A 13,483-nucleotide genomic window follows, 5' to 3' on the forward strand; every position below is an offset into this window, starting at 1 on the left:
CCCGAAGTCTCGTTCTTCACTCCGCCGCTCCTCCGCTTCGCTCCCCCGCTCTGTCGCTCCAGAACGAGACGGGCCCCGAACCATGGAGGTAGACCGATAGGAGGTTAGCTGCGGTGTGCCCCACGGCGCGGTCGGGCGTCGATGCGAGTAGGGCCGGAACATTCGGGTGCGCGGTCGACAGGAGGGGTGCTTCTACGGTCGGGCGGATCGGGAATCAGACGCGGTGCTTGCGGACCAGATCGAGTTCGGTGGGGGTGAGCAGACGTTCCAGGCGTTCGTCGACGCGGTCGTCGCCGGTGTCATCCGGTTCGAGGGCTGGTAGCTGGGGTAGCCCCGCGGAGTTCTGGCGGCGCAAGAGCGAGCGAAGGTTCACGGCCCATCACCTTACCGTAGCTGAGTGTTTGCTGGCGTCGTGTCTTGCTTGCGGTGGCGTATGCGGAACCGGCTTGTCTACCCCCTCGATTCTGCTTCTGGATCGGCGATATCGATACTCGGCCCGGGAAAACGTGACCGAGCCGAAGCCAATCGCTACTCTTCCCGATACTTGGAGTTTCATCTACCTGGAGGCCATGGTGCCGAAGAACTTGGAAGCCAGCATCGATATCGACGCCGCGCCGGAGCGGGTCTGGGAGGTACTCGCCGACCCGCGCCGCATGCCGGAATTCAGCCCGCAATGTGTGCGGATGATCCCGATCGGCAAGCCGAAAGCGGGCGTGCTCACCGTCAACCTGAACCGGGACGGCTGGAAGTTCTGGCCCACCACCTCGCGCATTCTGCGCTACGAGAAGAACAGCGCCTTGGCGTTCCGGGTGAGCCAGAACCGCACCGTGTGGACCTACACCCTCGAGCCGTCCGGGAACGGGACCCGGCTGATCGAGCGCCGGGACGTTCCCAACGGCACCACCTGGGTCTCGCGCACGCTGGTGAACGCGATGCTCGGCGGCGAGGAGGCCTTCGAGGAGAACCTGGTACGCGGGATGAACGAATCCCTCGCCAAGATCAAGAAAGCGGTTGAGGCGAGCTGAACTCCGGCAGCTTCACCACCTGGGCGGCGTAGGACAGGCCGGCGCCGAAGGCGATGAGCAAGGCGGTATCGCCCGGCTTCGACTGTCCGGTGCGCAGCAGGGTCTCCATCGCCAGCGGAATCGAGGCTGCCGAAGTGTTGCCGGCTTCCTCGATATCGTTGGCCAGCGCGCAGTTCTCGGGCAGTTTGAGCACCCGCGCCATGATCTCGATGATCCGGCCGTTGGCCTGATGCGGGATCATGGCGTCCAGGTCGTCCATCGCCAGCCCGGCCCGGTCGACCGCGTCGCGGCAGACCTTCTCCAGCGAATGCGCCGCCCAGCGGAACACCGCGGTGCCCTCCATCGCCAGGTAGGGGCGGACGGCGTCGAGGCCCTTCTCCTCGATCTCGGTGAAGAATTCGATCCAGTCCTTGTCCTGGCGGATCGCCTGGTGCTGGGTGCCGTCGGAACCCCAGACCGTCGGGCCGATACCCGGTTCGTCGGCGGGGCCCACCACCACGGCGCCGGCGCCGTCGGCGAACAGGAACGCGGTCCCGCGGTCGGCCGGGTTGATCGTGTCGGTGAGTTTCTCCACCCCGATCACCAGCACCCGCGACGAGGTGCCGGCGCGCACGAGATCCGAGGCCATCGCCAGGCCGTGGCAGAAACCGGCGCAGCCGGCGGAGATATCGAACGCCGCCGCGCCGCCCCCCCCGCGTTAGGTGGCGATCCGCGGCGCGGCGGCGGGGGTCAGGAGTAGGTGGGTCGAGGTGGCCACGATCACGCAGTCGACCTGGTCGGCGGCGACCTTGGCCGATTCGAGTGCGCCCCGGGCGGCCGCCACGCTCATGGAGTGGATGGTCTCCGAATCGTCGGCGAACCGGCGCGTGCGGATACCGGACCGGGTGCGGATCCACTCGTCGCTGGAATCGATCGGCCCGGCCACCTCGTCGTTGGTGACGACGCGCGCCGGACGGTAGACACCCAGTCCCAGGATCGCGGTGAACTGCGCCCCGGTCGTCTGGGCGAGCTGAGTAGCCATACTGCTTCTCCTATGTACCTGCGACTGCGTTGCCGCGGGGTGGACCCGATTCGGTGTGTGGATTCCTCGCCCGGCGTCGGTGGCTGACGTCCGCCGGGCAATCCGAAGACATGAGGCACCCTCATATTAGCTCGATGTTCGCGTGCCGGCAGCTCGTATCCGATTTTCCCCGGAGTGGTTATCCGGACGGAGCCCGGGTATCGCCCGGATGGGCGTAGCGCCGCCGTCCGCCCGAGCCGTATGCGGGCGAGCGGGGCTCCGCCGCGGACGTTCGCTACCGCGAGCGTGCAACCGGAGAGAAAAGCGAGGGACACTCATGCTCGGTCTCGGCATCATCGGCTGGATCATCATCGGCGGTATCGCCGGCTGGATTGCCAGTAAGATCATGAAAACCGATGCCCAACAAGGGATCCTGCTCAATATCGTGGTAGGTGTCGTCGGCGGCTTGATCGGCGGCTTCCTGCTCTCGGTCTTCGGTGTCGATGTCGAATCGGCCGGTTGGTGGTTCAGTTTCTTCACCTGCCTGCTCGGTGCCGTCATCCTGTTGTTCCTGGTGAGGTTGGTCGTCAGGAGGTGATCCCGCGAGCGACACCCGGCACGAACACCGCGGCTGGGCGTAAGGTGTGAACGCTTGCGCCGACGGGTTCGTACCGGGTCGGCGCGGGCGTCCGACCGTACCGTCGGTCCGAACGGACCGAGTCGAGTGTGAAAGAGGAATAAGTGGCACGCCGTCCCACCCCGCCCGGTACCCCGCAACGGACCGGGCCGGGCCATCTGGCCGATCTGGTGCGCAATACCGTCCCGCCGCTGCATCCGGCAGGATTGCCCTTCGTGGCCGCACCGCTGGCCGTGGCCCTGCTGGGCCGGCGTCGCCGCTGGTTGCGCCGGGCCGGGCTCGCTGCGGCCGCGGCGAGTGCCACGTTCTTCCGGCATCCGCACCGGGTACCGCCGAACCGGCCCGGGGTGGTCGTGGCCGCGGCGGACGGTGAGGTCGCCCTCGTCGATACCGCCGCCCCGCCCGCCGAGCTCGGTCTCGGTGATCAGCCGCTGCCCCGGGTGAGCATCTTCCTGTCGGTTCTGGACGTGCACGTCCAGCGCACGCCGGTATCGGGTGTGGTGCGCGATGTGCGCTATCGGCGGGGCAGCTTCAAGTCTGCCGATCTGCCCGAGGCGAGCGCGGTCAACGAGCGCAACAGCATGGTCATCGATACCGAGTCCGGGGAGCAGGTGGTGGTTGTCCAGATCGCCGGGCTGCTGGCGCGGCGCATCGTCTGCGATGCCGCAGCCGGTGACCGGGTCACCATCGGCGACACCTACGGCCTGATCCGGTTCGGCTCCCGGGTCGATACCTATTTCCCGGCCGGTACCGAACTGCTCGTGAATATCGGGCAGCGGACGATCGGAGGGGAGACGGTGCTGGCGGTTCTGCCGTCGGCGGGATCGTGATGGAGCAGGTCATCGAAGGCAGGCGGCGCCGATCCATCCGGCTGCTGCCCAGTATCGTCACGATCCTCGCGCTGTGCTCCGGGCTGTCCGCGGTGAAGTTCGGCCTGGAGGGCGAACTGGAGATCGCGCTGGCCATGATCGGCGCGGCCGCGGTGCTCGATACGCTGGACGGCCGGCTGGCCCGGCTGCTCTCGGCCACCACCAAGATCGGCGCGGAACTGGATTCGCTCTCCGATGCCATCTCGTTCGGCGTGGCGCCGGCGCTCGTGCTCTACGTGGTGCTGTTCGACGGGGAGAGCAGCAGCGCCGGCTGGATCATCGCGCTGCTGTTCGCGGTGAGCGTCGTGCTGCGGCTGGCGCGTTTCAACACCCTGATGGACGACGACACCCGCCCCGATTGGGCCCGGGAGTACTTCGTGGGCGTACCCGCGCCCGCGGGGGCGCTGATCGCGATGGCGCCCATCGCGCTCTTCGTCCAATTCGGCGACGGCTGGTGGACCAGTTTTCCGCTCGTGGCGGCCTGGACCGTTTTCACTGCCGCCCTGTGCGTGAGCACCATCCCCACTTTGGCGATGAAATCGGTCTCGGTGGCGCCGCAGGCGGCCGCGGGGCTGCTCGTGCTGGTGGCGCTGGCCGGTGCCGCGCTGATCACCTATCCGATCGTGCTGCTGCTGGTGCTGATCGTGCTCTACCTGGGGCATATCCCGTTCGCCTGGTATTCGCAGCGCTGGGTGGCGGCCCGCCCCGAGACCTGGCAGTACAAACCCGCGGAACGCCGGGCCCAGCGCCGGGCCGATCGGCGGCTGCCGGTGCTGCGGCGCCCGGATATCCGCCGGCCGGCTCTGCGCGGGGATTCGCGGCTGCGGCTGCGGCGTCCGGGCGGACGGAACTGAGGAGATAGTGCGTCAACTTTTGGTTGACGCCAAGTCATGCGTCAACCTATAGTTGACGCATGACTTCTCCAGTGCGTTTGGACGACCTCATCGAGGTCATCAAGAAGGCCCGCCCCGACAATGCCTTGGAACAACTCTCCGACGCGGTGGTCGCCGCCGGCCACCTCGGCGATGTGGCCGACCATCTGATCGGCCATTTCGTCGACCAGGCCCGGCGCTCGGGCGCCTCCTGGACCGAGATCGGCGCGAGTATGGGCGTCAGCAAACAGGCCGCCCAGAAGCGCTTCGTGCCCAAAGGCCCCGGCGACCCGTCCGCCGAAATGGACCCCAACGCCGGTTTCGCCAAATTCACCGAACGCGCTCGCGCCATGGTGGTGGCGGCGCAGGAAGCGGCCCATACCGCGGGCGCCGCGCAGATCGCCATGCCGCATCTGGTGCTGGGCTTGCTCAGTGAATCCGATAGCCTCGCCGTCCGGCTGATCGCCGACCTGGGCTCTTCGCCGGCCGATATCGCCACCGCCGCCATCGCGGCCGCCGGGGCCGAACCCGGCGCGGCCATCGCGCCCGCGGATCTGAAGGCCGCCACCGCGGCGGGCAAGATGAGCGGACTCGTCCCCTTCGACGCCGAAACCAAGAAGGCGCTGGAACTGACGTTCCGCGAGGCGCTGCGCCTCGGTCACAACTACATCGGTACCGAACACGTCCTGCTGGCGATGCTGGAACAGGAGAACGGAACGGGCATCCTGTCCGAGGCGGGCCTGCGCAAAGACGCCCTCGAAACCCGCCTGATCGAACTGCTCCAGCAGATCGTGGGCGGAAAACAGTAACCCGCGCTCCGGACCCGGCCGGAAATCGCGACCGCGGCCGGTCGATCGGGTGTCCGCGGATTCCGCGGATACCTCGCCCGCAATGGCCTTCGGTGCTCCCGGCGCGGGCGGTCGGCCCGGTAATCTATAGCAATGGCGGATGAAACGGACCCCGATATGGTCGCCGGGGAACACCGGGACGATCTGCTGCGCGCGTTGACCTATGTATCCACCGAATCGCTGTCCGACGGCAGTTACGTGGTCAACGGTGATCTGCCGCCGGAAGTCGCGCCGCCGTTCATCCGCGCGATCATGCGAGTGGAGGCGGAGCTGCTACTGCACGATGCCGAATTCGTCACTGTCGACGAGGGCGAACCCCGGACCCCGGAGGAACGGCGAGCGGACGCGTTCCTCGCGCTCGCGCTGCGAGTCACCGACAGTCTGTAAGCGACCGGCCGCGCGGCAGCCGGTGCCACGCGTGCTACCGGCGGGGCCGATACCGTGCGCGCGGACCGTGGATCGCCCGGTTGCGCGCCGACGGCCGGCCGTCGCTCAGGACGTGGCCCTGGTCGGAACGAATCGAGCCGGTGCGGGCCGGACGATCGTATCGGTCGGGTCGGGCCCCGGCCCCGGGGCCGAGCGAACGACATCCGGAAGCGCCCGGGGGCCTTCCCGCAACTCGGGCAACTCCGTCCAGACCGGCTCGGCCGCCTGCAACTCCAGGCCGATGGCGATCAGTTCCGGCTCCGACCAGGGCAGCCCGGCCAGCTGTACCCCGAACGGCAGTCCCGTCGCCGCGGAGCGGCCGGCCGGTAAGGCGAGCACCGGGGCGCCGGAGTAGTTGCCCCAGATCAGCGGTGCGCTGGTATCGGGACGGATATCGGCGCGATCCCGGCGGTCGTTGACCACCGTGGGCAGCACGATGGCGGTCAGCCCGTTATCGGTGAGCACCCGGTTGTAGTCGTGCTGGAACCGCCGGCGTTCGTGCTCGAAGGTCAGGTACTCCTCGATCGGCGCGACCAGGGCGGCCAGTCCGGAACCGACCGTCGCCGCGGCCGCGGGGGAGTAGAGCGCCAGCCGGTCCGCCCACTGCTGGTGGTAGCGGCCTACTTCCAAGGCATCACCGAAGATGCTCTGGGGCGGCGGCGGCAAGGCGATATCGCGTAGCCGGCCGCCGAGCCGGGTGATGAGGTCCAGGAAGCCGGACATGAGCACGCCCAAGGGGCCGGGGAGTTGGTCCACGGAAGGCCGGTCGACCCCGAAGACCCGGCCGGCCAGCGGAGCCGTGCCGCCCGCCGCGGTCAGCGGATACCCGCCGGCGGGAACAGCGGCCGCGGAACCGGTGGCCGGATCGCGCGCGTCCACGCCCGTCAATGCCGAGAGCAGCAACGCGGCGTCGGCGATACTGCGTGCCATCGGCCCGATATGGTCGCGTGACGGTGTGGTCGGGATGACGCCGTAGCGGCTCACCTGGCCATAGGTGGGTTTGATCGCGCTGGTGCCCGCGCGCGAACTCGGCAGGCGGAGCGAACCGCCGGTATCGGTGCCGATGGCCAGCGGAGCGAAACCGGCCGCCAGCACCGCGGCATTACCGCCGGAGGAACCGCCCACCGAGGCACCGATATCCCATGGATTACCGGTTTGGGGGCAGGCGCCGTCGAAGGCGAACTCGTCGTTCTGGGTATGCCCGATCAGGACCGCGCCCTGCTCGCGCATCCGGCGCCACACGGTGGCGTCACCCGCGGCGATATTGCCCTGGAGAACCCGGCTGCACGCGGTGACCGGTAGACCCGCGACCGCGATCAGGTCCTTGAGCGCGATCGGCAGTCCGCACAGCAGCGGCGCGTCCCCGGCGGCCAAGCGCCGGCCGGCCTCTTCCGCTTGCTGGTACGCCTCCTCGGGATAGGTGCGTATCCAGGAGTTGATCGGGCCGTCGAAGGCGGCGCTGCGGCGCAGGCAGGCGTCGAGCAGTTCCCGCGGGTGCAATTGCTTGGCCTGCAGCAGCCGGGCGGCGTCCAGCGCGGACAGTAGCGCCGGGTCCGTCGTACCGAGTCCGCCGGGCGTCGAGAGCGGTCCCGGTCGTGCCGTCACGGGCGGTACGCCGAGTGCCGCCGCCGCGAGCCCGGTCGCGGCCGCGCGCAGGATGGTCCGGCGAGAGGGGCGTGCGGTCACCGGCGAATCGTTCTCAGCCGCGCACATGGCCGGGCCCAACGGCTCGTAGAAGCTTTGTAGCGCATGGGATAACTCTACTGATCTCCCGGCCGCGGGAACGGGGCGACCCGGCAGTGTCGGAGGTACGGCACCACCCGGTGCGCGGCGCCGGGGCGTTGTTTTGCCGATATCGGAGCCGGTCGACCTTGCACTCCCTATCCCCGAGTGCTAAAAATGGCTTTGGCACTCTCGATCGGAGAGTGCTAGGTCGGGACGGTGAGATCGGGTACACGACACCCCTGGTCGTCCGTCGCGGGCACCGAGCCTGGCCAAGCGTAGCTAAGGGTGACCCGACAAGGCGGTCATCCTGTGTGTCAGCCTCATTACTTGGAGGATCTCACCGCAATGGCCAAGACAATTGCGTACGACGAAGAGGCCCGTCGCGGCCTCGAGCGGGGCCTCAACAGCCTCGCCGACGCGGTCAAGGTGACGCTGGGGCCGAAGGGCCGCAACGTCGTTCTGGAGAAGAAGTGGGGTGCCCCCACGATCACCAACGATGGTGTGTCCATCGCCAAGGAGATCGAGCTGGAGGACCCGTACGAGAAGATCGGCGCCGAGCTGGTCAAGGAAGTCGCCAAGAAGACCGATGATGTCGCCGGCGACGGCACCACCACCGCCACCGTGCTCGCCCAGGCGCTGGTGCGCGAGGGCCTGCGCAACGTCGCGGCCGGTGCGAACCCGCTGGGTCTGAAGCGCGGTATCGAGAAGGCCGTCGAGGCCGTCACCACCAAGCTGCTCGACACCGCCAAGGAAGTCGAGACCAAGGAGCAGATCGCCGCCACCGCCGGTATCTCCGCGGGCGACCCGTCCATCGGTGAACTGATCGCCGAGGCCATGGACAAGGTCGGCAAAGAAGGCGTCATCACCGTCGAAGAGGCGCAGACGTTCGGTCTGTCGCTGGAGCTCACCGAGGGTATGCGCTTCGACAAGGGCTACATCTCGGGCTACTTCGTCACCGACCCCGAGCGTCAGGAAGCGGTCCTCGAGGATCCCTACATCCTGCTGGTCGGCTCGAAGGTCTCCACTGTCAAGGACCTGCTGCCGCTGCTGGAGAAGGTCATCCAGGCCGGTAAGCCGCTGCTGATCATCGCCGAGGACGTCGAGGGCGAAGCCCTGTCGACCCTGGTCGTGAACAAGATCCGCGGCACCTTCAAGTCCGTCGCCGTCAAGGCCCCCGGCTTCGGTGACCGCCGCAAGGCCCAGCTCGCCGATATCGCCATCCTCACCGGTGGCGAGGTCATCAGCGAAGAGGTCGGCCTCTCCCTGGAGACCGCCGGCATCGAGCTGCTCGGCCAGGCCCGCAAGGTCGTCGTCACCAAGGACGAGACCACCATCGTCGAGGGCTCCGGCGACGCCGAGGCCATCAAGGGCCGGGTCGCGCAGATTCGCACCGAGATCGAGAACTCGGATTCCGACTACGACCGCGAGAAGCTGCAGGAGCGCCTGGCCAAGCTGGCCGGCGGTGTTGCGGTGATCAAGGCCGGTGCCGCGACCGAGGTCGAGCTCAAGGAGCGCAAGCACCGCATCGAAGATGCCGTGCGCAACGCCAAGGCCGCCGTCGAAGAGGGCATCGTCGCCGGTGGTGGCGTCGCCCTGCTGCAGTCGGCCCCGGCTCTGGACGATCTGAAGCTCGAGGGTGACGAGGCCACCGGCGCGAACATCGTCCGCGTCGCGCTGTCGGCTCCGCTGAAGCAGATCGCCTTCAACGCCGGCCTCGAGCCCGGCGTGGTGGCGGAGAAGGTTTCCGGCCTGCCCGCCGGCCAGGGCCTCAACGCCGCCACCAACGAGTACGAGGACCTGCTGGCCGCCGGCGTTGCCGACCCGGTCAAGGTCACCCGCTCGGCCCTGCAGAACGCGGCCTCCATCGCGGCCCTGTTCCTCACCACCGAGGCCGTTGTCGCCGACAAGCCGGAGAAGGCGGCCGCCGCGCCGGCCGATCCGACCGGCGGCATGGGCGGCATGGACTTCTGAGTCCCGCCACCCGGCAACCCTTTCGAACCGAAGGCCGGTCCACCTACGAGTGGGCCGGCCCTCGGCCTTTCTGCGGCTGCGCGTCCCCGTGGGCCGGCTTGTCACCGAGTGGTCCGGAGCGCGGAAGGCCGACGAAGGTATCCCTGTTCGGGGCAGGCGGACGCTCGGTGACCGGCATGATGATGGATCGGTGGCAAATACACGAGCGAATGATCTCGGCGGGTTCCTGCGCAGTCGCCGCGAACGGCTGACTCCGGAAGAAGCGGGCATCGAACCCGGCTACTCCCGTCGGCGCGTGCCGGGGTTGCTGTTCCTCGACCCCCATCACCGCGCGTTGTATTGCGATTGGCAGTCCAAAGCGCAGGTCACGGTCGCGGCCCTGCATCAAGCGGTGGCGCGGCATCCGGCCGACCATATCCTCGAACGGATCGTCGGCCGGCTCGCCGTCGACAGCCCGGAGTTCGCGCGGATGTGGGCGCGTCGCCCCGTCCGAACCTGTTCGTACTATGTGCGTGAGCTCGATCATCCGGTCGTCGGGCGGGTGACCCTGGCGAACGAGACGGTCACTTTGACCGACGACGACCAGCAGCTCGGCCTGTTCTACCCGCGTCCCGGTACCTCCGACGCCGACGCGCTCACCTTGCTGACGCAAGGTCTGGCACCGGCGCCGACCGGCACTCGGAGGGAGACCGCTCGGTGAGAATCATCGTTGTCGGTGGCGCCGGCACCATCGGACGCCGATTGGTTCCCGCACTTCGCGAACACGGCCACGACATCATCGTGGCCGGGCGCACGACGGGTGACGTACATGTCGACCTTGCCTCCCACGAAACCATCGAGACCATGTATCGCGAGGCCGGTGCTGTCGACGGTGTCGTGTGCATCGCGGCGCACGGTGCCCTCGACTAGTTCGGCACGCTGACTCCGGATGCGCTGTACGGCAACATGCGAGCCAAGTTCTTCGGGCAGGTCGATCTGGTCCTCACCGGGCAGCATCATTGTTCCGACGGTGCCTCGTTCACCCTCACGTCGGGTATTTTCGCCGACGAACCGTGGCCGCATGTCACCGGCGGCGGCGTTATCAGCGGTGCTCTGCACAGCTTCGTCCTATCGGCCGCGATCGAGCTACCACGGCGTATGCGGATCAATGTAGTGAGCCCCACCCTGATCGGTGATTCAGTCGATGCGTTCGCCGCGGAGTTCCCCGGTATGCGTCCGGTGCCGATGGACGAACTCGTCGAGCACTACCTGCACTGCGTCCACGGCGGCGGCACCGGCCGCATCATCCGCGCCTACGGATGACGGCGCTACCTGGCCGGCGTCGCCCGTCGTGGTCACGCCGTCGACGTAACCGAGAATCGGTTCCTTGCCGACGAAAGAGCCCGCGGGGCGCGCCGATTGTGGAGCCGGCCATGTGGTAGTCGCAGGGCGACCGTGATGAGGGAGTGGATACGCGCGCTGATCAGCTAGTGTCGGAGCTATGCCCGAATCCGGCACGAGCTCATGAGACGCGCATCGCGCAAATACCGACAACCCGGGCCGCCCCGTGAGGAGCGGCCTCTCCGAAACCGTCGGGCGGTGACGTCGTGACGAGTGTGCTCGGCATCGCGCTCGGTGTCGTCGTTGTCCTGCTGATCACCGCGTTGACCGGCTATTTCGTGGCCCAGGAATTCGCGTACATGGCCGTGGACCGGTCCCGGCTCAAAGCCCGCGCCGGTGCCGGGGACAAGGCCGCCGGCCGCGCCCTCCGGGTTACTCGCCGGACGTCGTTCATGCTGTCCGGTGCTCAACTGGGGATCACCGTGACGGGGCTGCTGGTCGGCTATGTCGCCGAACCGCTGATCGGCCGCGGTCTGGGCGAACTGCTCGGCGGGGTCGGTGTCCCCACGGCTGTCGGGGTCGGTGTCGGCGCGGTTCTGGCAATCGCGTTCTCCACACTGGTGCAGATGCTGTTCGGGGAACTGGTGCCCAAGAATCTCGCCATCGCCCGCCCCGAACCGGTCTCCCGTCGGCTGGCGGCCTCGACCACCGTGTATCTGAAGGCTTTCGGATGGCTGATCCGTCTGTTCGACCAGTCGTCGAACCTGCTGCTGCGTGCCCTGCGTATCGAACCCGTCCACGATGTCGAGCATTCGGCCACCCCACGCGACCTCGAACATATCGTTGCCGCATCGCGCGCGGCCGGGGAGTTGCCGCCCGAGTTGTCCACTCTGCTCGACCGCATGCTGGACTTTCCGACCAGCACCGCCGAACACGCCATGATTCCGCGCGGCCGGGTCGACACCGTCCATATCGACGATCCGCTGGCCGATGTACTCGCCCGGATGCGCACCGGCCATACGCGCTACCCGGTCGTCGGCACATCCAGTGACGACCTGCGCGGGGTGATCCGTCTGCACGATCTCCTCGGCGCGCAGACCAGCGGCACCGTAGCCGACCGGCTTCGTCCGGCCGTTCTCGTACCCGAAACCTTGCCGCTTCCGGAGGTCGTGACCCGCCTCGGCGGGCAGCGCGAGGAAATGGCCCTCGTTGTCGACGAATACGGCGGATTCGCCGGGATCGTCACCGTCGAGGATATCGCCGAAGAACTGGTCGGTGAGATCGCCGACGAACACGACCCCGGTGCCGCGGCCGATATGGTCGCCGAAGACGACGGCTGGCTGCTGGCCGGCGATGTGCACCTGGACGAGGTCGAACGTCTGCTGGACCGGCAATTGCCCGCCGGCGACTACGAAACCATCGCCGGGCTGGTCATCTCCGCCTTCAACGGGTTGCCCGAGGTCGGTGAGCGGGTCGGTATTCCACTGCCGCCCACCGCAATCGATCGGCCCGAGCCGCGAACCACCCTGATCGCGCACGTGCGAGCCGTCGAAAAACATGTTCCCGCCTCGGTATTCGTCACCGTGTGCGCCGAACCGGAGGATGTCGGCGATGAGTAACCCCGGGGTCGTCGTGGCGGTCACCGTTGGATTGATCGCCGCCAGCGCGTTCTTCGTCGCGGTCGAGTTCGCGCTCATCGCCGCCCGCCGCCACCGTCTGGAAGACGCCGCCCCCGACAGCCGGGCCGCCCGGGCGGCGTTGCGCAGTGCCTCGGAACTCTCGGTGCTGCTGGCCGGCTCTCAGCTCGGCATCACCGTCTGCACCCTCGCGCTGGGCGCGACCACCAAACCCGCTGTGCATCATTGGCTCACGCCGCTCTTCGAGGACGTCGGTGCACCCGCGTGGGCCGCCGACGTCGGCGGATTCGTGCTGGCCCTCATCATCGTGACGTTCCTGCACCTGGTCGTCGGCGAGATGGCGCCCAAATCCTGGGCGATTGCTCACCCGGAGAAGTCGGCCACGATCCTGGCCATCCCTATGCGCGCCTTCATGTGGCTGACCAGGCCGCTGCTGACCACGCTGAACCAGGCCGCCAACTGGTGCCTGGTCAAGGTCGGTGTGACCCCGGTCGACGAAGTCGAGGCCGGTCAGGATCCCGCCGCGCTCCGTCACCTCGTCGAGCATTCCGCCACCGCCGGCACCCTCGACGAGCGTTATCACGGCAATCTCACCAGTGCGCTGGAACTGGAGCAACTCACTGTCGGCGATATCGTGCGACCGAACGCCACACCCAGCTCGGTAACCCCGGATGCGGGACCCGACACCGTCCAAGACGTCTCCCGCCGGAGCGGCCACCTGCGGTTACTGGTCCGTGACGGCGCCCGGATCGAAGGCTTTCTGCACGTCCGCGACAGTCTTCAGGCGCGACCGGGAGCCACCGCCCGCCAGCTCATGCGCCCGGTGCTGACCCTGCCCGCCGAACTCCCCGTCTACGAGGCGCTGCGCACGATGCGCGAAACCCGGAGCCACCTCGCCACCGTCACCGGCCCGGGCACCGGGGAGCTGATCGGTCTCATCACCATCACCGATGTCCTGCAGCGGTTACTGCCCGTGACAACGGGGGAGTGATGCCCCCGCCCGTTCGCCGGCGAGTGGTAGGCACGGCGGCCAACCCTGCGGCGCTCCGGCCTCGGTGCCGGAAGGGGCCGGAGACCGGGGTGGCAGCACTTGCCGGCCGGGTGTGGTTAGGCTCGGGAGTGATCCCGTACCGGGAGGGCGAGGGAAGGGCGA

The 13,483-nt window shown here is 68.1% G+C and carries 14 protein-coding genes and 1 pseudogene; 12 read left to right on the forward strand and 3 right to left on the reverse strand.

The features are described 5' to 3' along the window. Window positions 1–214: 214 nt before the first annotated feature. A complete protein-coding gene (locus QH276_RS18225) occupies window positions 215–373 on the reverse strand; it encodes a hypothetical protein (protein ID WP_280399260.1) in 159 nt (52 codons plus the stop codon). Window positions 374–506: 133 nt separating this feature from the next. Here QH276_RS18225 and QH276_RS18230 point away from each other — a divergent pair, with 133 nt between their 5' ends. Further along, window positions 507–1,025, forward strand: a complete 519-nt coding sequence (locus QH276_RS18230) for an SRPBCC family protein (RefSeq protein ID WP_348536629.1) — start codon at window positions 507–509, stop codon at window positions 1,023–1,025. On the opposite strand, the pseudogene QH276_RS18235 reads toward QH276_RS18230, so the two are convergent. Beyond that, window positions 1,000–2,046, reverse strand: a pseudogene (locus QH276_RS18235) (beta-ketoacyl-ACP synthase III). The gene QH276_RS18230 and the pseudogene QH276_RS18235 overlap by 26 nt on opposite strands. A gap of 316 nt (window positions 2,047–2,362) precedes the next feature. Between QH276_RS18235 and QH276_RS18240 the strand changes: the two are divergent. The 5 genes from QH276_RS18240 to QH276_RS18260 all read left to right on the forward strand — a co-directional run bounded on the left by QH276_RS18240 (window position 2,363) and on the right by QH276_RS18260 (window position 5,638). Further along, window positions 2,363–2,623, forward strand: a complete 261-nt coding sequence (locus tag QH276_RS18240; protein ID WP_280399261.1) for a GlsB/YeaQ/YmgE family stress response membrane protein — start codon at window positions 2,363–2,365, stop codon at window positions 2,621–2,623. Window positions 2,624–2,766: 143 nt separating this feature from the next. Beyond that, window positions 2,767–3,492: a phosphatidylserine decarboxylase gene (locus QH276_RS18245; RefSeq protein WP_280399262.1), complete on the forward strand. Its 726-nt coding sequence runs from the start codon at window positions 2,767–2,769 to the stop codon at window positions 3,490–3,492. Further along, window positions 3,492–4,385, forward strand: a complete 894-nt coding sequence (locus QH276_RS18250; RefSeq protein ID WP_280399264.1) for a CDP-alcohol phosphatidyltransferase family protein — start codon at window positions 3,492–3,494, stop codon at window positions 4,383–4,385. The genes QH276_RS18245 and QH276_RS18250 overlap by 1 nt, the downstream gene beginning before the upstream one ends. A gap of 59 nt (window positions 4,386–4,444) precedes the next feature. Continuing rightward, window positions 4,445–5,212, forward strand: a complete 768-nt coding sequence (locus QH276_RS18255; protein WP_280406826.1) for a Clp protease N-terminal domain-containing protein — start codon at window positions 4,445–4,447, stop codon at window positions 5,210–5,212. Between the two features lie 132 nt (window positions 5,213–5,344). After that, a complete protein-coding gene (locus QH276_RS18260) occupies window positions 5,345–5,638 on the forward strand; it encodes a hypothetical protein (protein WP_280402532.1) in 294 nt (97 codons plus the stop codon). Between the two features lie 105 nt (window positions 5,639–5,743). Here QH276_RS18260 and QH276_RS18265 read toward each other — a convergent pair whose 3' ends face one another. After that, the gene (locus tag QH276_RS18265) at window positions 5,744–7,363 is read right to left on the reverse strand and encodes an amidase (protein ID WP_280402533.1); all 1,620 of its coding nucleotides are present in this window, start codon (window positions 7,361–7,363) and stop codon (window positions 5,744–5,746) included. A 384-nt stretch (window positions 7,364–7,747) separates the two neighbouring features. On the opposite strand from QH276_RS18265, the gene groL reads away from it, so the two are divergent. From groL to QH276_RS18295, 6 genes are all read left to right on the forward strand, one after another. Then, window positions 7,748–9,373 carry a chaperonin GroEL gene (gene groL / locus QH276_RS18270; protein ID WP_280402565.1) on the forward strand — a complete coding sequence of 542 codons (1,626 nt, stop codon included), beginning with the start codon at window positions 7,748–7,750 and terminating at the stop codon, window positions 9,371–9,373. Between the two features lie 190 nt (window positions 9,374–9,563). Further along, window positions 9,564–10,073, forward strand: coding sequence for a hypothetical protein (locus tag QH276_RS18275; protein WP_280402534.1), 510 nt, complete (start codon window positions 9,564–9,566; stop codon window positions 10,071–10,073). Beyond that, the gene (locus QH276_RS18280) at window positions 10,070–10,282 is read left to right on the forward strand and encodes an NAD-dependent epimerase/dehydratase family protein (RefSeq protein WP_280402535.1); all 213 of its coding nucleotides are present in this window, start codon (window positions 10,070–10,072) and stop codon (window positions 10,280–10,282) included. The genes QH276_RS18275 and QH276_RS18280 overlap by 4 nt, the downstream gene beginning before the upstream one ends. 36 nt (window positions 10,283–10,318) lie before the next feature. Next, window positions 10,319–10,675, forward strand: a complete 357-nt coding sequence (locus tag QH276_RS18285) for a hypothetical protein (RefSeq protein ID WP_280402536.1) — start codon at window positions 10,319–10,321, stop codon at window positions 10,673–10,675. 284 nt (window positions 10,676–10,959) lie between these two features. Beyond that, window positions 10,960–12,312: a hemolysin family protein gene (locus QH276_RS18290; RefSeq protein ID WP_280402537.1), complete on the forward strand. Its 1,353-nt coding sequence runs from the start codon at window positions 10,960–10,962 to the stop codon at window positions 12,310–12,312. Continuing rightward, a complete protein-coding gene (locus QH276_RS18295; RefSeq protein ID WP_280402538.1) occupies window positions 12,305–13,321 on the forward strand; it encodes a hemolysin family protein in 1,017 nt (338 codons plus the stop codon). The genes QH276_RS18290 and QH276_RS18295 overlap by 8 nt, the downstream gene beginning before the upstream one ends. Window positions 13,322–13,483 lie beyond the last annotated feature (162 nt).

The sequence above is a fragment of the Nocardia carnea genome, from assembly GCF_029869215.1.
In the GTDB taxonomy this organism is placed as follows: domain Bacteria; phylum Actinomycetota; class Actinomycetes; order Mycobacteriales; family Mycobacteriaceae; genus Nocardia; species Nocardia carnea_B.